This is a genomic window from Rhodococcus sp. HM1 (assembly GCF_023218075.1).
GTDB lineage: Bacteria > Actinomycetota > Actinomycetes > Mycobacteriales > Mycobacteriaceae > Rhodococcus.
The window spans coordinates 27,831-47,206 of record NZ_JALPTB010000011.1; the positions used below are offsets into that span (position 1 = coordinate 27,831).

Here is a 19,376-nt window from a genome sequence, read left to right on the forward strand (position 1 = left end):
TTCGGCGGTGTCGAGCAGATGCAGTTCCTCCGCCAGGATCAGGTCCACCTCTTCACTGGTCAGACCCGACAACAGATGCGTGGTCAACATCGCTCTCACCTCCTCACCGCGCTTCTACCGGTACGTCGAATCGGGGAACCCGATATCGACATCGACACCTCTACAGACGAGACCCATGTGAATCGGACGCAGCGCCTGCCTCGCTGCAGCCGCGCAGGGTTGCGTCCGACAGCCCTTTAGATCGTCCGTCTCGACGAGACGGCAACCGTCCGGGGCTCGCGGAAGCGCCGCGCGGCGAGGATGCTGGAGACGGAGAGGAATCAGAGATCATGGGCGAGACGACGGACCCCACTGCGACGACACTGCAACCGGCACCGGGCGATCTCGAGCAACTGTGGCGGGACTTCTCGGGTGACCTGCGGGCATTCATCGCCCGCCGGGTCTCGACCCCGGAGGACGCCGACGACATCCTGTCGATCGTCTTCCTGCGGATGGCCCGGAGTCTCGACGGTCTGCGCGATCAGGATCGGCTGCTGGGGTGGATGTATTCGATCACCCGCAACGCGATCACGGACTACTACCGGTCCGCGGCTCATCGCCGGGAACTGCCTGTCGACGCCGTCCCGGACAACCAGTTGCCGGACGGTTCCGAGACCGATGAGGCGGTCCAGAAGGAACTCGCCGCGTGCCTGGTGCCGATGCTCTCGGGTCTGCCCGCCGAACAGGCCGAGGCGGTGAAGATGGTCGATCTCGACGCCCGCACGCATGCCGCAGCCGCCGACGAGGCCGGAATCTCCGTCTCCGGCATGAAATCTCGCGTCCAGCGAGGCCGCGCCCACCTCCGGCAGCGGTTGCAGGCCTGCTGCCGGATCAGCCAGGACCGCACCGGTCATGTGCACGACTACCAACCGCGTAGCGGCGGCGCCTGCGCCTGCGGTGCCACACAGCCCGCGTCGGACCGGTGAATCGGTCGGCCGGCAGACGACGGGCAAGACCATCCTGGTTCCGTAGGCGCGGCCCCGATCACGGTCGCTCGTTGCGGGCGGCCTTCTCGACGATGCCGGCGATCCGCCTGGTCTTGGTCGCCGGCTGCTTCGCGAATGCGATCTGGCTGAGCGCGAATTTGCGGACGCTCGGCGGCCACGCGTCCCAGTTGGTGCGCGCCCGAGGGTCGGCGTCGAGGGCTGCGGTGAGTTCCGGAGATTCGACGAGTGCCTCGGCGTCGTCGAGCAGCGTCCACAGACCGCGTTGCTTGGCGTCGTCGACGACGGCCTGCCCGGGCGGCTGCATTCGTCCCTCGGCGATCAGTTCGGTCACGCGAGCCTTGTTGGACGCGGCCCACGCGCTGTTGCGCGCGCGTCGGGTGAACCACATGCCACGGCGGTGCTCGTCGATGATCCGGGTGTGCCCGTCTACCCACCCCCAGCACAGTGCTTCCCGCACGACCTGCTCGTAGTCGAGGGGAGTGTTACCGGACTCCTTGCGCCAGAACACGATCCAGACGCCGGGGGGCCGGTCGTGGTTGTCCCGCAGCCACGCGTGCCACTCGTCGAGGGACTCGAGGTGCAGGTGTTCTGCGTTCGGGTCGGCCATGCGGACCAGGCTAGGGCCTGCGGTCGCGCAACGGCCGGTCTCGGCGCAAGAGGGGCGAGTTGCCGGTCCGGATGGAGCACGCGGCTACGTGGTCACCCCCGAAGTGACGAGGTCGGGATCGGAATCTCCGTCCGGAGCGCGGCCGGCGCTGCCGATCTCTCGCCGACCGGCAGTCCAAGCGGCCCACAGACGGTGGTAGATCCCGCCGGCGGCGAGCAACTGGTCGTGGGTGCCCTGCTCCACGACCTGACCCGCGTCCATGACGAGAATGTTGTCGGCACGCGAGGCCTGGTCCAGGCGGTGCGCCACCACCAGGGCCGAACGATTACGGGTCACCACATCAGCGGCATCCTCCAACGCCCCCGCCCCCGCCGAGCCGGCTTCGGCAGTCGCCTCGTCCATGATGACGATGGCCGGGTCGAGAAGTAGAACGCGAGCCAGCGCCAGCTGCTGAGCGGCCACAGGCTCCAGCTGGATGCCACGCGCGCCGACCACCGTGTCGAGCCCCTGAGGAAGCCGGTCGAACCATGAGCGGGCATGTACCAGATCGAGTACCGAACGGAGCTCTGTATCGGTGGCATCGGGCTTGGCGAGGGTCATGTCCTGGCGCAGAGTTCCGGAGAAGACATGCACCTCCTGGCTGACCATGGCGAGACGCGCGACGCGCTCACGGTCGGACAGTGACGACACGGGGTGTCCGTCGACGAGCACCTCGCCCTCGTCGGGTATGTGCAGTCCCGCCAGCAGCGCTGCCACCGTTGTCTTTCCGGCCCCTGACGCGCCCACGATGGCGACGGTCTCGCCCGGGGTGATGGTCAGGTTGATGTTGCGGACGGCCCAGGGGCCGCCGTAGCTGAAGCTGACGTTGCGCAGCTCGACGTGCCCTCGGGGAGCATCTGCGCCGCTGTCGGGCACCGGCACCGGCGGATCGGAGACCACGCCCACGATTCGTGCCAGCGATGCGTACCCGGACTGCACGACGTCGAGCACGCGCATGAACGTGTTCAAAGGACCACGCAATCGGATGATCATGAGCACCGCCCCGGTCACGGCGCCCACGGTGAGGGCACCGGTGGACACCAGCCGGTAACCCACCGACAGCGCGATCGTCAGCATGAGGAACTCGGCACCGAGCATCCAGACGTTGAGGACGAGCATGGTGCTGCGAGCCCTGATGCCCTTGCGGACCACATCCCACGAGGCGTTCTCGATTTCGGTGTGGACGCGGTTTTCCATCGAGAACGCACGCACCGTCGCGCGACCGCGGATGGACTCCAGGACGCGACGGGCACGCTCGGCCATGGCGGCGCGCTCGGCGGCATAGCGCTCGGGGGCCTTGGCGAGGTAGCGGCGCGCGGCGATGTAGTACACCGGCGCGACGATCACCGGGATGATCAGGAACTGCCAGTCCAGCGCGAACAGGGCCGTGACGGTGGCAATGACAGTGAACAGTGAGGTGGACAGCGTCGGCACGGTCTCCGTGACGGCGGCGGACAGCTCGGCGACGTCATCGGTGGAACGGCTGACCAGATCGCCTGCGCCTGCATCCTCGACTCGGTGGGTGGGCAGTCCCAGAGCGGTGCCGACCATGTCCTGGCGCAGGTTCGCGATCACGCGCTCGGACAGCCGTGACACCAGATAGAAGCCGCAGGCGTTCACGACCGCGCCGGCGATCGCGGCGGAAATCAGACCTGCGCCGATCAGCCACAGCGATCCCTGGGTGCGGTCCGTCACCAGGTCCACGATCCGGCCCATCAGCTGCGGCACCAGCACACCGGCGTACGCGCCGAGGACGAGCAGTACCAGGGCGAGCAGGAACAACAGCTTCGCATGGCGGACTTGGCCCAGCTGACGCGCGACCTCGCGCCGCACCTGCGTCAGCGTGGCCAGGGGGAACCGAAGGGCGGTGTCGGTCTTGACGGGTGGGCTCGCGTTCGTCGACGGATTCATCGGGCGGCCCCCGCCAGCAGCTCCTCCGCCGTCGCCTTCAGCTCCGCCACGCTCGAGTGGTTGGCCGCCACGGCGTTCCAGGCCGGGGCCTCGCTGAACACGAGCGTGATCTTGCCTGCCCGGTGCCGGGACACCCGCTCGGCGAGGTTCTGCTCCGTCACCGAGTCCACCGCGGTGGTCGGATCCTGCAGCACGAGGACCTCGGGGTCGAAGGCGATGGCGCGTGCCAGGGCCACGCGTTGCCGCTGACCGCCGGACAGCATGCGTCCGTTCTCGCCGACGCGCTTGTCGGGGCCCTCGGGGATGTCGTCGCAGCAGGCGACGCGGAGTGCTTCCTCGGCGGTGGCCCGGTCGGGGTGGACGTTGTCGGCGACGCTGCCGTCGAACAGGTCAGCCGCGTGCGGGACGACGATCACCCTGGTCCGGGGTAGCGACTCCAGCTGGGAGATCAGCTCGTGGTCGGTGCCGCGCACGACAGTGAGACCGGTCGGCAGGGCCTCCAGGAAGTTGGCGGTCCTGGCTTCGTCGATTTCAGTGGTGTGTTCGAAGTCTGCCCCGAGAACCTCGCGGATACGCCGTCCGGATGCCTCGGCCGAGGCCCATCGCGAGGCGAGGTTCCTGCCGAACATGGTCATCGGAGTGATGAGGAACTGCGTCAGGCCGACGACGGTGATGAGGTCGCCGATGGTCATGTGCCCGTTGAGTGCGAACGCGCCGGCGGCGATGCCGAGGGCGGAGACGAAGATCGCGCCGGTGGCCTCTGTGGCCCCGTTGAGGCGCGCCTCGGCGGCATTGGCGTGAATGGTCTTGTGATAGGCGATGTCCGAGACCTCGGCATAGCGAACCCGGACGGTGACGATCGCGCCCAGGCCTTTCAGGATGCGCAGTCCCTGCACCACATCCGCGGCGGTCGCCGCGGCCTGAGCAATCGCATGCTGACGTGCGACCGAACGACTCTGCAGCGGGCGGGCCACCCGGAGGGCCACGATCGCCAGGAGCGGACCGCCGATGAGGGTGGCCAGGCTCAGCCAGGGACTGATGGTGAACATCATGGTGGCGCCGTAGACGATGGCCGCCGCCTCGGCTACAGGCATGACCGTCATCATCACGATCTCGCCGACCCGGCTGGTGTCGGACGATGCGATCGACAGCAAGCCGCCTGCGGTGCGCTCGCGGCCGGCGAACCCACGTGGATCCTGGATGCGGTCGGTGACCATGGTGCGCAGATCATGGCTGACCAGCTGCTGACTGCGGATCAACATGAAGCGCGCGATCCAGTTCGCGACGATGGCGAGCACGAAAAGACAACCCAGAACCAGGATCCAGAATCCCAGTCGGCCGGCAGACGAGGTGGCGATGGCCTCATCCACGGCCCTGCCCACGACGACGGGCGTCAGGCCGTTGCAGATGAAAGCGACCGCCATGCCGACCGAGGCGACGAAGCTCCACGGACGCTGCGAGAGCGCGACCTTCAGCGTCCACTGCAGTGCGTCGAGCGCAGGCATCTTGGACTGTTGCCCGCCAGGTCCGGGAAGCGCCGAATAGTCGACGATACTTTCCTGTCCGTGAGCTTGAGGGATGACGAGCACGAGCGAAAATGTTACACGTGCGAACTACCGCGGCCCGGCTGTCGTGTCGCGGTGGTCTGTCTCCGGTTTCACGCATCAGCGGCAGGGACCGAGAGTCCGAAGGGACTGCCCTCACTTCGAGTGGGGCAGTCCCCTACGGGGCCGGGTCCGAAACGGGTCGTCCCCAGCTCTAGGAGATCTGTGGTTCCCGTGTTCGCCTGCACTCCCCATCGAACCGGAAAGTGTCCCTCATCCGGACACTTCCCTCCACCACGCCGACACCCGCGCGCATCGGTCGTGCGGGACGAACACCGAAACCCCAGGTTGGGGCGTATATCACTCAAGGTGTCCGCAAGTGACACACTTCACACGATGTCTGCAGCCCCAGGATTTCCTCATCCGAATCGCAACACCGCATTGGACCGAGGACACCATGGACAGACTGATCAACATCGACAATGGCGGTACCCTCACCGACATCTGCGCGTGGGACGGCCACGACTTCAGCTTCACCAAGACCCTCACCACCCCGTTCGACCTGTCGCAGTGCCTGTTCGACGGTCTCACCAAAGTGTCGCGGGAGATCTACGGCACGGAGAATCTGCCCGAGCTGCTGCACTCGACCGCACACATCCGCTACTCGACAACGCAGGGTACGAACGCGCTCGTGGAGCGGAAGGGTCCGAGTGTCGGCATCCTCACCGACTCGGCCGGCACGGTGGACGAGCTCAGGCGCACCCCCGAGCAGCGCGCGCTGTTCGACGACCTCGTCGGCAGCCGCGTCGCGGTGATCGACAGCGCCGCCGACGACCTCGACAGCGAACTGGTCGCCAAGGTCAACCGGCTCATCACCGACGGCGCGGCCCGCATCGTCGTCGCGGTCGGTGACACCAACGACGGCCGCGAACGCGAGATCCGCAGGGTCCTGCTGCGCAAGTTCCCGCGCCACCTGCTCGGGTCGGTGCCGTTCCTGTACTCGTGGGACTTCAGCACCGATCGCACCGCGTCCCGGCGCATCTGGTCGGCCGTGATCAACACCTTCCTGCACCCGACGATCGAACGGTTCCTGTACAACACCGAGCATCGTCTGCGCGACCATCGCGTCCGCAACCCACTGCTGATCTACCGCAACGACGGGGCCTCGTCGCGCGTAGCGAAATCGGTTGCGCTCAAGACCTACTCGTCGGGACCGCGAGGCGGCTTGGAAGGCACCCGGGCGCTGGCCGAAGTCTACGGCCTCAAGCACGTCCTCATGATCGACGTCGGCGGCACGACCACCGACATCGGCACGGTCACCGGCGGCGAGATCCTCACGGACCGAAGAGGTTCCATCGCCGGGATCCCCATCTCCTTCCCGATGTCCAACGTCGAGTCCGCAGGCATCGGCGGCAGCTCCGTCATCGCCGTCACCGACGGTGTCATCACGGTCGGCCCCGAGAGCGTCGGCGCAGCACCGGGACCGGCCTGCTTCGGTTTCGGTGGTACCGCCGCCACCATCACCGACGTCAATCTGCTGCTCGGGGTACTCGATCCGTCCACCTACCTCGACGGCGGCTTCACCCTCGATGCGGACCGGGCCCGCGCGGTCGTCCGCGAGACCGTCGCCGAGCCGCTCGGCCTCACCCTCGACGAGGCGCTGATCGCGATGGAGCAGGCCTACTTCACAGCCATGGGGAGTGCCATCGCCCCGGCAGTCCAGGATGCCGACGAGACCACGATCGCCGCGTTCGGCGGTGCCGGTCCGATGAGTGCGTGTGGTGCTGCCCGGGATGCCGGTGTCCGCACCGTCCTGATCCCCAAGCTCGCCGCCGTCTTCTCGGCGTTCGGGATCGGATTCTCCGACATCGGGCAGAGCTACGAGACCGACCTCGTGGACACGAGCGACGCGACACTCGCCGATGCCACCGCCGACCTGCTCGCCAAGGCCGAACGCGACATGTTCCAGGAGGGTCATTCCCTCGACGAGTGCACTCTGTCGTGGACGGTTGCCTCGGAGGACGAGCACGGCGTCACCGTCGACGAAACCCCCTACCGGCCCGGCGAGCCGGTGGAACTCGTGGCCGGTGCCTCCAGCGCGCTGACCCTCGTCGTCACGCGCCGAATGAATCGAATCGCCCTGCCCGACAGCTCGTTCGCCGAACCCTGCGACCCGCAGGCGACCGGTGTCCGCACCGTGCTCGGTGCCGCGGGACGCGCCGAGGTGCCGGTGTACACGCTCACCGAGCAGCAGCCGGGTGCGACCGCCGAGGGACCTGCCATCGTCGAAGGCCCCTTCTTCACCGCCCGGGTGCAGGACGGCTGGACTTTCCACGTCACCGCCGGCGGCGACCTGCTGCTCACCGACACCCACTGACCGACAGGCGCGACGCCTGCTCCCACCGCTTCGAAGGATGCACGACATGCGAATTCCCATGACCGAATACCTGGTCATCGATCTCGACACCGAACTGTGGCTGTGCCGGGTGTGCCAACACGAATTCGGCAGCGCCCGTGGCAATTACAAGGAAGGGACCCTCGTCTACGACCGCGATCCGCGCGAGATCCATCAGCCGATCATCGACCCGGACCGCTACGAGTTCACATTCTCACCGGACCCGAACTACTGCCGGATCCTCGAGTACTACTGCCCGGGTTGCGGAACCCAGATCGAGACCGAGTACGTCCCGCCGGGCCATCCGCCGACCGTCGACATGGAGTGGGACATCGACGCCCTGCGTGCCCAGTGGCTCGAACGCGGCACCGATCCGGAAGAGGTCATCACCTACGGACCGGGGCAGGACGCCGAAGGCGAGTTCGAAGGCCGCCGCCACCAGCACTGAACATCTTCGACCGCAAGGAATCCGATACCATGAAACGCATCTCCGTCGACATCGGCGGCACCTTCACCGACTGCTTCTTCGCCTGGGACGACAAGTACGTCGAGGCCAAGGCCCTCACCACCCACCACAACCTCGCGCAGGGCTTCAACGAGGCCCTCGACCTTGCCTGCCGACGGGCCAACCTCGACCGCGACGACGTGCTGTCCCAGGTGGATTCGGTACGGTACGCCACCACTCTCGGTACCAATGCGCTCATCGAGCGCAAGGGGCCCCGCGTCGGTGCCATCGTCACCCACGGCTTCGAGGACACCATCCCGCTCTCGCGCGGCCGTGGCTACGGTGAGGGTCTGGACCCGTCGATGCAGCAGAATCTGCCCGCTGCCGAGCGTCCCGAACCACTGGTGCACCGCAGCCTGATCCGCTCGGTGAAGGAGCGCGTCAACTCCGCCGGCAAAATCGTCATCCCGCTCGTCGAACAGAACGTACGAGAGATGGTGCGCGAACTCGTCGACGCCGGCGTCCAGGCGCTGGTGGTGTCGCTGGTCAACTCGACCGAGAATCCGGCGCACGAGCTGCGGATCATGGAGATCATCCAGGAGGAGTACCCCGAGCATCAGCTCGGCGCCATCCCGGTGCTGCTCGGCCACCAGGTGTCCGGCCGCAAGGGTGAGTACGTGCGGGCCACCTCCACCATCGTCGACGGCTTCCTGCACGACATCATGTTCCACGCGATGAGCCAGCTGGCGAACAACCTGCGCGATTCCGGCTACGACAAGCCGATGCTCATCATCCACAACTCCGGCGGCATGGCACAGATGAACTCGACCGATGCGCTGCAGACCATCCACTCGGGACCTGTCGCGGGAGTCAGTGCCGCAGAGCATCTTTCGGAGTCCTCGGGCATCGGCAACATCATCACCACCGACATGGGTGGCACCTCCTTCGACATCGGCCTGGTGCCCGCAGGTGGGGTCAAGCACTACGACTTCCAACCCACCATCGACCGGTGGCTGGTCTCGGTACCGATGATTCACCTCGAAACCCTCGGCGCCGGAGGCGGTTCCATCGCCAGCTACGACCGCATCCACCAGTCCGTGCGGCTCGGACCCGAGTCCGCGGGATCGGACCCCGGCCCGGCGTGCTACGACCGCGGCGGACTGCGCCCGACGGTGACCGACGCCGATCTGCTGCTCGGCTACCTCGACCCCGACAACTACGCTAACGGTTTCATCAAGCTCAACCCCAGGCGCGCGGTGTTCGCCATCGAGGAAAACCTCTGTGACGAACTGGATCTCGACGTCATCGACGTGGCCAAGGTCATCAAGAGTTCCGTCGACGAGCAGATGGCGATCGGCATCGCCAAGGAACTGCGGGTGCGCGGTTACCTGCCCGAGGACTTCACGATGCTCGCCTACGGCGGCAACGGCCCGCTGCACGCGTGCGGCATCGCCGACCACGCCGGTATCCGCCGGATCCTCGCGCCGCCGTTCTCGTCGGTGTTCTCCGCGTGCGGCGCCGGCAACATGAAGCAGCTGCACATCCACGAACGGGGCGTGCACGTGGTGCTCTACAACGCAACCACGCGAGCACTCTACGACCGTTACGAGGAGTTCAACGACATCGTGGCTGCCCTGGAAGCGAAGGGTGCGGAGGATCTGCGTCGGCAGGGCATCACCGACGACGTGATCGAGCATCGCCTCGAAATGGACCTGCGGTACGGCAACCAGCTGGTGACGACCGCGGTGTCCTTCGACATCAACCGGATTCACGGGGTCGGGGACGTCCTGCACCTGATCCGCACCTTCTCCGACATCTACTCGCAACGGTACGGGGAGGGGTCGGCCGCACCCGAGGCGGGGATCCGTGTGCAGACCATCCGTGTCGCGTCGTACGTCAACGGCGACACGGTGGAATTCGACTCGCTGCATCATGGCGGGGAACGAACGCTGCCTGTCCCGATCGGACATCGGGACGCGCACTTCGTCGGGCACCCGCGGGCGATCAGCACCGCGGTCTACGACGCGAAGGCCCTCGATGCCCGGCATGTGATCCCCGGCCCGGCGATCGTCACCACCGAGAACACGACCTATCTCGTCGAGCCGGGCTGGCGCCTCGAACCCTCCCCGCAGGGCGCCGTCTGGTTCCTCAAGGACTAGCGCAGAAACACCAGGAGACAATGTCATGACCGCAGTGCACGACGACCTCGCCAACGCCGCCGCCGAACGCCTCGCGTCGCTCGACGAGCAGGAACAGCAATGGGTCGACGAATTCATGGACGAGACCACGCTGTTCCTCGGCCCCGATCGGGAGATCATGCGTTCGCACCACATCGCCTCGCGCAGCGAGCTCGAGGAGGAATGCATCGCCAAGGGCATCGATCCGCTCGAGGTGGATCGCATCCGTAAACGCCTGGCCGGCGCCCTCGACGAGGGCTTCGAGATGTGCGAGGCGATGGGTGCGGCTCCCGGCGCCAAATGGGGTGACCTCACCACCGCTATCTACACCGCCGCCGGCGATGTGACCTACCTGTCCTGCCACGGCGTGATCGCGTTCTCCGCGATCCTGCACCACCCGATCCGGTACATCATGAAGTACTGGAAGGACGAGCCGACCGTAGGCATCCACCCGGGCGACGGCTTCATCCACAACGACGCCCGCTTCGGCAACGTCCACAACACCGACCAGTCGATGATCATGCCGATCATCCGTGACGACCGGATCATCGCGTGGATCGCGGCCACCATCCACGAGGGCGAGAACGGCGCGTGCGAGCCCGGCGGCATGCCCTCCGGCTCGGAGACGCCCTTCGACGACGGCCTGCGGATGAGCCCGTTCAAGATCGTCGAACGGGGCGAGCTGCGCCGCGACCTGCTCACCTTCCTGCAGCACTCGGTGCGCGACCCGAAGCTGCAGCTCGCCGATCTGAAGGTGAAGATCGGTGCGGTGCAACGTATCCAGGAACGAGTTGACGCGATCATCGACGAGGTCGGAGTGGAAACCTTCGTCGCTGCACTGCGCATCACCGTCGAGGACGTCGAGGCCGAGGTGCGCCGCCGGATCCGCGAGCTGCCCGACGGCACCGTCCGGTTCAACCAGTTCATGGACTCGACGCTCAAGGAGAACATCCTCATCAAGCTCGCCTGTGCGATCACCGTCAAGGGCGACAAGATGACGATCGATCTGCGCGGGAGCGGACCCGAGATTCTCAACCGGGCCATCAATTCGCCGCTGTGCTCGGTCAAGTCGATGATGATGCAGGCCATCCTCGCGTTCTGGTGGCCGGATCTGCCGCGCTGCACGTCGGCGATGAGTCCGATCGAGATCATCTCCGATGAGCACACCTGGTCCGACGCCGGCTACGACGCCCCGATGGGCCAATCCCTGCAGGCCTCGTTCCGCGGGTTCTCGGCGTTGCAGAACCCCTGGGCGAAGCTGCAGTTCTCCAACCCGGAGAAGTTCTCCAACGTCATCGCCCCGTGGTTCAACCAGATCAACACCTTCCTGTGGGGCGGGGTCACCCAGCACGGTGATCAGGTCGGGAATCTGTGCGCCGACCTCAACGGCATGGGCGGCGGCGCGAAGGCGTTCCGCGACGGCGAGGACGCCGTATCGCCCCTGTTCTGCGCGATGGCCGACACCGCCGAACAGGAGGTCATGGAGGAGGAGGTGCCCTTCATGCAGCTGGTGAGCAAGCGGATCGTCCGCGACAATCAGGGCTTCGGCAAGTATCGCGGTGGCATGGGCTACGAGATGATCGTGGCGGCGGAAGGCACCCCGCTGTGGGGCTTCATGACCGTCACCTCGGGTGCGAAGTTCTCGTCCATCACCGGGCAGTTCGGTGGCTACGGCTGCAACACCTATCCGCTCGCGATGGTCAAGGGCGTCAACGTCTACGACGAACTGCGGCGCAACCCGGAACGTTTCGACCTGTCCATCGAGAAGGTGATGAACGAGCAGCCGTTCGAAGGCGCCGAGTACACCACCAGCCACATGGGCCTGCAGTTCGACGTCGCCAAGGACGGTGAGCTGTACATGATTTCGCAGGGCACCGGCGGCGGCTACGGAGACCCGCTCGAACGAGCCCCCGAGGACGTGGTCGCGGATCTCGAGATCGACCGCATCTCACCGAAGGTCGCGCACGACATCTACGGCGTCGTGTACGAGCCGGAGACGTTCGTCGTCGACACCGAAGCCACCGACGAACTGCGTGCGTCGATGCGCCGAGCCCGGATCGCCCGCGGCGTTCCCTACGCGCAGTTCGTCGAGCAGTTCGTCACCCCCGAACCTCCGAAGGACCTCCTCTACTACGGGTCCTGGGGTGACACCGAGGAACTGACCGCCACCCACTTCACCGTCAACGGTGCACAGCGGGTCACCACGACGATCGACAAGATGCCGATCATCATGATGCCCGACCGACGCGAATTGAAGATCGCCGAGCTGACCGCGCGGGTGAAGGAACTCGAGGCCAAGCACGGTGAGGTGGTCCACCGCAAGTCCTGACCACCGTCCGCCCCGTCCACCGGGTGCCCGCACGACGTGCGTGCGGGCACCCCTTCACCCCCCGGAGACCACGATGACCACTTCGAAGCCCGAGTTCCTCGCTGCACCGGCCTCGGGGCGCCGCACCCCCTTGATCATCGACCATCTCGACTACAGTCAGCGGGTCCTGTTGCGCGGCAATCCGATTCCCTGGGGCGACCCGACCGCGCTGTCGAACCTGTTCAACCAGGCACACGGGCTGCTGCGCCCGGACGCCACGCTGCTCGACCTCGGTGCCTACTATCGGATCCTCGCCGAGGACCCCCGCCTGCAGGATGCGATGACCGCACGGTCGCGTCCCGGATACGCGCTGCGCACCCTGCTCGGAGACGCGGAGGCCGGCCGGGCCGCGGTGACGCTGGTTGCCACCGTGGCCGGCACGACACGGCTGCCGCTCGTCCTGCAGATCCCGTCCCCGCGTGCGTGGCTGGCACAGACACACCCCGGAACGACGGACGATCTCGACGCCGACCGGGTGGAGAACGCGGCGATGTACGTGGCCGACTGGCTGCGCGGGTTCGCCGACGTGCCCGTCGCGGCGGTCCTGCTCGACGAGCGCGCGGCCGGAGATGTGCCTGCAGTACCCCCCGAGGCCTATGCGCCGATCGGCAACGTCGCCGTGCACTACCGATGGGAGCTAGGGCTGCGTGACCAGCGAAGCGTGTCGTTCGGTGAAGGCGACGGGGATGTGCTCGGCGACGACTTCTGGCTCGGCGACCGCGCCGCCGTGCCCGCGGAGACCGGGGCGTTCCGGCTCGCCCGGCTCCCCGAGGGTGCGGTGCCGGAAACAGTGCTGGCCCGGCTGGCCGACCTGGACCGAGAGAGCGTTCGCTCGGGGGCGAACTGACACTGGACCCGGGCATCGCACGGAACCGACCGAACACTCGGTCCGGGCGTCGCACGGAACCGACCGGTACCCTCGAGTGACGCAGATCACTGCGACGTGGTGGAAGGAACACGATGAAGAACGCAGACCGACGGCTGACGGTGGCGGTCGCCCGCGCCGGGTTCCTCGATTCCGGAGAGCCGGACGAGTCCCTGGTGTCGCCGCTCGTGTCCGCCTCGTGGCAGCGGTCGCAGGCAGCCGGGGTGCAGCCTTCCGGTGGGGACGTCGGGTACGTCGGTGACGTGGATCGGGAATCCCGGCTGGTGCAATGCGCAATGTCCGTTTTCGACAGGCTCGCGGCGGACATGGTCGACGTTCCCGTCAGCATCGCACTGACCGACGCGAAGGCACAGGTGCTGATGAGGATCGACGGTGCCCGCGGCATCGGCCGGCTCCTCGACCGGGTCTCGCTCGCGCCCGGCTTCGACTACCGGGAGGCCGAGATCGGCACCAACGGCGTGGGGACCGTGCTCGAATCCGGACAGGCAGTCCAGATCGACGGCGCCGAGCACTTCCACGACCGGTTCCAACCGTTCGCGTGTTCCGGTGCCCCGATCCGCGACCCGTTCAGCGGCCACATCGCCGGTGTCGTCGACCTCAGCTGTCTCTCCGAGCATTCTTCCCCGTTGCTGGCGAGCGTGGCGCGCAGCGCAGCATCCGAGATCGAACTGAACCTGTTTCGCGATCGCAGCGCCCGTCAGCACGCGCTGTTCGACGCGTTCGTCCGCGCCGACGCACGTGGGGGGACGGCGCTGCTGGCCACCGGCAGCGCGATGTCGCTGGCGAATCCGCTCGCCCACGCCATCCTGGCGCCGGAAGATCAGCGCCGCGTCGGCGAGCATGTCGACTACATGATCGGCCACCGCGACCGCATCGACGAGCACGTCGAACTGCCCGACGGTGTCAGCGTCCGGGTGCGGGCCGTCCGGATCCGGGCGGGCGAGGACACTGCCGGGTACCTGATCGAAGTGTCCGAATCCGCCGCTGCGGCGGCCGCGATCCCGGCCGCGGTCCGGCCCACCGCTCCGCCCCGCGTGCCCTCGCATGGGGCGGGACTGGCTGCCGCAGGAACCGGGAAGTTGCGGGCCGGCGGTTCGCCCCTGTGGACCCGGACCTGCAACGAGATCGAGGACGCGGTGCGGACGGGGGAGCGGGTGCTGGTCACCGGCGAGCCGGGCACGGGCAAGGCCTCGCTGGCGTCCGAGATCTTCCACTCGGTGGTGCCCGGCGGGCGCAGCATCCTCGTCGACGGCAGTACCGACCTCTCGGGGCTTACCGACGATTCCCCGACTCCCACCCTGTACGTACTGCGCAACATTCGATCCATGCCCGAACCGGTGGTTGCAACCCTGGCGGCGGCGCTGGCGAAACCCTGTCCCGAGCACGTGTTCGTCGTCGCCACCATGCAGGATTCGGATGAACCGGCGCCGGAGTTCCTCGCTCCGTTGCTCGACGCGCTCGAGCGAACCGTGCACGTGCCCGCGCTGCGGCACCGCACCGACGACATCCCCGGAGTGGTGGCGCAGGTGCTTCGGACGATCACCGGCTCGTCGAGCCGCGAGCTCACGCCCGACGCGATGCGCCTCCTCGTGCGCTACCCGTGGCCGCGCAACATCCACGAGCTGGAGGATGCGCTGCGCAGCGCCGTCGCGCTGCGGCCGGCCGGGCGAATCACGCGCGAGGACCTGCCCGAATGGTGCCATCACGGGCCGGGCCGCAAACTGAGCGCCGTCGAGGCGGTCGAGCGCGACGTGGTGGCCAAAGCGTTGCGGGATGCCGGCGGGAACCGGGCGGAAACCGCTCGCGCACTGGGCATTTCACGGTCGTCGCTGTACCGGAAACTAGCCAAGTTCGGGCTCGCCGACGCTGCGGAGCCGTCCGGTTGACCGAGTGCGATCTTCGGACGGGCTCAGCGTCCCGGAACGGGTGCTTCGCTCAACGTCCGTCGGGTGACGAACCGTCGCGGCACCCCTGACAGTGGATCGGTGAATTCCAGTTCCCGCGCCAGTAATTGGAGGGGGAGGGAATAATCGTCGGGTTCCTCGGCCAAGAGGTCGGGATACCAACGGTCGCCCAGGATCCCGACGCCGAGCGCCGCCAGATGCACCCGCAGTTGGTGCATCCGTCCGGTGTGCGGCCGCAGGAGCGTGTGCAGCACCGCACGTCCCGAGGCGCTCACGCCGGTGCCGAGCACCTCGATCACCGTCTCGGAGTTGGGCTCTCGCGAATCGTCGACGACGACCCGCAGCTCGCCGCGGCGCGACTCGATGTGGTTGCGGTAGACGACGGGCACGGCGTGCCTGGCGAGCGCCGGTGCGGCAGGGTCCCATTCGGACGGAAGCGCCGACACCGCCTCGTAGACCTTCACGACCTGCCGCTTCTCGAACAGCGATTGGTAGGCGCCGCGCGTCTCGGGACGAGTCGAGAACATCACCAGACCTGCGGTTGCTCGATCGAGTCGATGGATCGGCGTCAGATCCGGATTGTCGAGGCGGGTCCGCAGTCGGACGAGCGCGGACTCGCGCAGGTACCGCCCGCCCGGGGTGGTCGGCAGGAAGTGCGGCTTGTCGATCACGACGAGGTCGTCGTCGACGTGGAGAATCTCCTCGTCGAACGGCACCGGTTCCTCGGTCGGCAGATCGCGGTAGTACCAGACGAACCGGTGCGCTCCCAGTTCCGTATCGCGGTCGATCGGACTGCCGTCGGCGCCCACGATCTCGTCGGCGTCGAACCGCCGGTACAGGTCGTCGGCGTCGAGGTGATCGAACCTGGCGACGACGTATTCGGCGATCGTCGACCAGGGGCCGGAGTTCGGGACGCGCAGTCGCGTCGGCCCGACGCCGTTCCTGACAGGTAGTGGTGAGGGCATGGGCACGCCCGTCATCATCTCATCGGCCGCCGGTTCGGCCGCGCATCGGGTCGCGCCGAGGCGCCGGTAGACGGTGATCAACGCCGATGGTCGTCGGGATGGGCTTACCGCACGAACTCGCCGCCCAACCCGAGGGCCCTGGCCTAGAATCGAATGCGCAGTCGGGGGACATTGTTGCACCGGTCGGAATGTGAATGGGTCGGTGTCGTGCAGTTCGGTCGTGGTTGTAGACGCAACGAAGCTCGCGCTACTCACGAAAGGCGGGGACTCGACACTTCTCGGGAGTTCGAAATCGCCCAAGAGGCACAAGGGTGTGTCGGAATATGCTGGGGCCGTTCTGATCTGGGTTCGGCCAATTCTTCATTGATGCCGGCTCGGCGGTGGCAGGTTCGGAAGTGTGATCTCGATCCGAGAATGCCTTCTGGACAAGCCTTTCGGTGAGCGCAGCGTATAGCGATCGGTTGTGGAACCGACAGGGAGGAGGCGGCGACCATGGCCGTGCCAGGTCCGTCGTCGGCGCTGAAACGACTCGATGAATTGCTCGCCGGTACTGAGTCGCGCAAGGTCTGGCAGCGCGACAAGCCGAATCCGAAGGGGCTCGAGCCGGCCGAGTCGCCACCGACGCCCGTGCCGGATCCCCCGGCGACTGGCTATCTCAACCCGAATACTTACTTCGAAAACGACCTGGGCAATCCTGATCTGAATCTCAGCCACGCGGAGGCGGCGGAGACGTTCGCGGACGAGGTCGATAAGTACGGGGACTATTGTCGGCGCAGCACGGATATCACCATGCGCGGCGGCACGACCTCGGGCATCGTCTACCCGCTCGCAGTGTGCGAGATCGCCCGCGCGTTCCGGCTGCGCAACATCGGTGGGACGTCGGCGGGTGCGATCGCCGCGGCCGCAGCTGCCGCCGCGGAGCTCGGGCGCATCCGGGAGATCGAACAGGTGGAAGTGCCAACGAAGGCGTCCACGCCGGAGTCCGTGCAGCGCGGTTTCGCAGGAGTCGCAGAAGTCGTGCGCTGGCTGACGCAACTCGATGGGACCCGGCCCGACACGGAAGGGAAGTCGGACGACGAATTTCGGCTCGCAGGGCTCTTCCGTCCGAACGAGCCGGCGCCTGGTAGTTCGGAGTCTCGCAAGGCGCAGTCGGCGAAGCGCCGGGAGCGGCGGCTGTTCGGGTTGCTCGAGCCGATCATGCGGCGCCGCAATCGCTACCAGGCGGTCTGGCGGGCCGCGCTGGCGCTCGGATTGCGATGGTGCACCCTCGGCATGCTGATCAGCGCCGGGACCTTCGCGCTCCTGGTCGTGGCGATGCGCCGGGCCGTCGACGAAGCGGCCGGTGACGCGTGGGGCCGGTGGGGCTCGGCGTTGGGACTGTCGGTGACCGGGATCCTCACGATCGTGTTGGTGGTCGTGAGCGCGGTCGGTGTATTCCGTCTCCAACGAGCGCGCGGCATGAAACGGGATCTGGATCGTGAGATCGAGAACTGGATCGCCGGCAAGGACGCGAAGGCAACCGCGCTCTACCAGGAGCTGCTGAAGAGCCACACCAGTGCCGAGGAGCCGCGTGCGACGAAGGGCGTGCTCGTAGCGACCGTGATCGGGCTGGTGGCCTGCGTCGCGGCCGCAGCGGCGTTCGTGTGGATCGCGACGGACCGCTCGGCCATGGATCTCGGTGGAGTCGTCTTGGCCGCATTGCTCGTACTGGCCTTCACCGGGTTGTGGGCGCTCGTGTCCGCGGCGTTCCTGGGCGTCATCGCAATGGACATGAACGCGAAGTTCCGGTCGCGGGATCAGTACGGGCTGTTCTCGGGGGATCGCCTGGTGGCATGGATCGACGCTCGGCTCCGGGATCTCGCCGGGCAGGAAAGGCCGTTGACGTTCGGTGACCTGTGGGGCGTCGACGAAAACGATGAGAACAGACGGGGGGAGAAGCTGGCACACCGTGCCCGCGCGCGCCGCGTCAATCTGCAGTTGGTCACCACCGATCTGGCGCAGCAGCGGCCGTTCCTGTTTCCGTTCGTCGACAACGCGAGCATGAAGGAGTCGCTGGGCAGCCAGTTCTATGTCGACCGTAAGGATCTCGCGGCGATCTTCCCGCCGGAGGTCGTCGATCTGCTGGCACCCGAGTCGGTCGACGGTGAGTCGAATGCACAGATGTACAAGTGCTGGGGCGAGAAGGGGAAGTGGGAACGGCGCGAACTCTGTGCGCTTCCCGAGCCGTGGGACCTTCCCGTCGTATTCGCGGTCCGGGCTAGCATGGCGCTACCGTTCCTCTTCAAGGCCGTCCGCGTCTACCGGCTGCGAAAGCCGACCACGGTGCGCGACGATATGGGTCGGCCGCTCGAGTTCGAGCCGAAGAAGGCGCTCGAGTCCCCGATGATGAATGCCGATACCGAAATCGCAGAGGAACTGTGGCTGTCGGACGGCGGTATCACTTCGAACTTCCCGGTGCACCTGTTCGACCAGTCTCTGCCGGAATGGCCGACGTTCGGTCTGAACCTGGGGCGGCATCCGCGGGGATTCGAGCATCAGGACGTGTGGTTTCCCGAGGACTGGCAGTCCAGCGTGCCGCCGTACAGCGTAGTTCGCGGGACCGCGGCCGGATTCGTCGCGGCGATCGTGTCCACCGCCCGGACCTGGCGGGATGTCATGCAGACGAACATGCCCAGCACCCGCGGCCGGGTCGCGTGGGTGCGGCAGCGTGCCGAGGAAGGCGGAACCAACCTGTTCATGAGGCGTGAGACGGTCGCGTCGATGGCGTTGCGCGGTGCGCTCGCCGGGGCCAGACTGCGGCACCGCTTCGCAGCCGACGAAAAGCGTTGGAAGCGCCACAAGTGGCTGCGTCTGCGCGCAGCGGTGAGCACCCTCGACGAGGTTTGTGAGACGACCGCGATCGCGCTTCCCGCGTATCGCGACCTGTTCCACGAGGCAGGTGCCACCGAGGCCGCGGGGAAGACGTGGCTGGAGGAAGAAGGCCTGACGGACGAGGTTCAGCTCTTCATTCCGAGTAACGGCCAGTTCTGGGACCCTGCGAAGACGCTGCTGCAGAACGTGGGGAAGGGGCCGGATGTGCCCGACGCCGACCTCCGCAGTGGTGCCCCGACCCCGGCCCCGGAGTTCCGCCAGTCGCCACGCATGTGACG

12 protein-coding genes are annotated in these 19,376 nt (G+C 67.0%); 8 read left to right on the plus strand and 4 right to left on the minus strand.

Features of this window, described 5'->3' with window-relative positions; translation table 11 throughout:
• The first annotated feature begins 329 nt into the window (after positions 1-329).
• Complete coding sequence (locus tag M1M07_RS08470) at positions 330-965, plus strand: sigma-70 family RNA polymerase sigma factor (protein ID WP_197257930.1); 636 nt, start codon at positions 330-332, stop codon at positions 963-965.
• A gap of 58 nt (positions 966-1,023) precedes the next feature.
• Here M1M07_RS08470 and M1M07_RS08475 read toward each other — a convergent pair whose 3' ends face one another.
• The 3 genes from M1M07_RS08475 to M1M07_RS08485 all read right to left on the minus strand — a co-directional run bounded on the left by M1M07_RS08475 (position 1,024) and on the right by M1M07_RS08485 (position 5,048).
• The gene (locus tag M1M07_RS08475; RefSeq protein WP_197257932.1) at positions 1,024-1,593 is read right to left on the minus strand and encodes a YdeI family protein; all 570 of its coding nucleotides are present in this window, start codon (positions 1,591-1,593) and stop codon (positions 1,024-1,026) included.
• An 84-nt stretch (positions 1,594-1,677) separates the two neighbouring features.
• A complete protein-coding gene (locus M1M07_RS08480; RefSeq protein WP_248673866.1) occupies positions 1,678-3,543 on the minus strand; it encodes an ABC transporter ATP-binding protein in 1,866 nt (621 codons plus the stop codon).
• Positions 3,540-5,048, minus strand: coding sequence for an ABC transporter transmembrane domain-containing protein (locus M1M07_RS08485; protein WP_368862559.1), 1,509 nt, complete (start codon positions 5,046-5,048; stop codon positions 3,540-3,542). Before M1M07_RS08485 ends, M1M07_RS08480 begins: the two co-directional genes overlap by 4 nt.
• A 496-nt stretch (positions 5,049-5,544) precedes the next feature.
• Between M1M07_RS08485 and M1M07_RS08490 the strand changes: the two genes are divergently transcribed.
• From M1M07_RS08490 to M1M07_RS08515, 6 genes are all read left to right on the plus strand, one after another.
• Positions 5,545-7,464 (plus strand): hydantoinase/oxoprolinase family protein, encoded by a 1,920-nt coding sequence (locus M1M07_RS08490; protein ID WP_197257936.1) that lies wholly within the window; start codon positions 5,545-5,547, stop codon positions 7,462-7,464.
• A gap of 46 nt (positions 7,465-7,510) precedes the next feature.
• The gene (locus tag M1M07_RS08495; protein WP_197257938.1) at positions 7,511-7,930 is read left to right on the plus strand and encodes an acetone carboxylase subunit gamma; all 420 of its coding nucleotides are present in this window, start codon (positions 7,511-7,513) and stop codon (positions 7,928-7,930) included.
• A gap of 29 nt (positions 7,931-7,959) precedes the next feature.
• Positions 7,960-10,086 (plus strand): hydantoinase/oxoprolinase family protein, encoded by a 2,127-nt coding sequence (locus M1M07_RS08500; protein ID WP_197257940.1) that lies wholly within the window; start codon positions 7,960-7,962, stop codon positions 10,084-10,086.
• Positions 10,087-10,111: 25 nt separating this feature from the next.
• Positions 10,112-12,433: a hydantoinase B/oxoprolinase family protein gene (locus M1M07_RS08505; RefSeq protein WP_197257942.1), complete on the plus strand. Its 2,322-nt coding sequence runs from the start codon at positions 10,112-10,114 to the stop codon at positions 12,431-12,433.
• 73 nt (positions 12,434-12,506) lie between these two features.
• Positions 12,507-13,319: a hypothetical protein gene (locus M1M07_RS08510; protein WP_197257944.1), complete on the plus strand. Its 813-nt coding sequence runs from the start codon at positions 12,507-12,509 to the stop codon at positions 13,317-13,319.
• Positions 13,320-13,432: 113 nt separating this feature from the next.
• On the plus strand, positions 13,433-15,244 hold the full coding sequence (locus M1M07_RS08515) for a sigma-54-dependent Fis family transcriptional regulator (protein ID WP_197257946.1): 1,812 nt from the start codon (positions 13,433-13,435) through the stop codon (positions 15,242-15,244).
• Positions 15,245-15,267: 23 nt separating this feature from the next.
• Here M1M07_RS08515 and M1M07_RS08520 read toward each other — a convergent pair whose 3' ends face one another.
• Complete coding sequence (locus M1M07_RS08520; RefSeq protein WP_197258018.1) at positions 15,268-16,245, minus strand: pseudouridine synthase; 978 nt, start codon at positions 16,243-16,245, stop codon at positions 15,268-15,270.
• A gap of 474 nt (positions 16,246-16,719) precedes the next feature.
• On the opposite strand from M1M07_RS08520, the gene M1M07_RS08525 reads away from it, so the two are divergent.
• Complete coding sequence (locus M1M07_RS08525; RefSeq protein WP_197257948.1) at positions 16,720-19,374, plus strand: patatin-like phospholipase family protein; 2,655 nt, start codon at positions 16,720-16,722, stop codon at positions 19,372-19,374.
• Positions 19,375-19,376: the final 2 nt, after the last annotated feature.

Coding starts and splice junctions, on each gene's coding strand:
- M1M07_RS08470 (WP_197257930.1), top strand. CDS start 330: ATGGGCGAGACGACGGACCCCACTGCGACGACACTGCAACCGGCACCG.
- M1M07_RS08475 (WP_197257932.1), bottom strand. CDS start 1,593: ATGGCCGACCCGAACGCAGAACACCTGCACCTCGAGTCCCTCGACGAG.
- M1M07_RS08480 (WP_248673866.1), bottom strand. CDS start 3,543: ATGAATCCGTCGACGAACGCGAGCCCACCCGTCAAGACCGACACCGCC.
- M1M07_RS08485 (WP_368862559.1), bottom strand. CDS start 5,048: ATGCCTGCGCTCGACGCACTGCAGTGGACGCTGAAGGTCGCGCTCTCG.
- M1M07_RS08490 (WP_197257936.1), top strand. CDS start 5,545: ATGGACAGACTGATCAACATCGACAATGGCGGTACCCTCACCGACATC.
- M1M07_RS08495 (WP_197257938.1), top strand. CDS start 7,511: ATGCGAATTCCCATGACCGAATACCTGGTCATCGATCTCGACACCGAA.
- M1M07_RS08500 (WP_197257940.1), top strand. CDS start 7,960: ATGAAACGCATCTCCGTCGACATCGGCGGCACCTTCACCGACTGCTTC.
- M1M07_RS08505 (WP_197257942.1), top strand. CDS start 10,112: ATGACCGCAGTGCACGACGACCTCGCCAACGCCGCCGCCGAACGCCTC.
- M1M07_RS08510 (WP_197257944.1), top strand. CDS start 12,507: ATGACCACTTCGAAGCCCGAGTTCCTCGCTGCACCGGCCTCGGGGCGC.
- M1M07_RS08515 (WP_197257946.1), top strand. CDS start 13,433: ATGAAGAACGCAGACCGACGGCTGACGGTGGCGGTCGCCCGCGCCGGG.
- M1M07_RS08520 (WP_197258018.1), bottom strand. CDS start 16,245: ATGATGACGGGCGTGCCCATGCCCTCACCACTACCTGTCAGGAACGGC.
- M1M07_RS08525 (WP_197257948.1), top strand. CDS start 16,720: ATGGCCGTGCCAGGTCCGTCGTCGGCGCTGAAACGACTCGATGAATTG.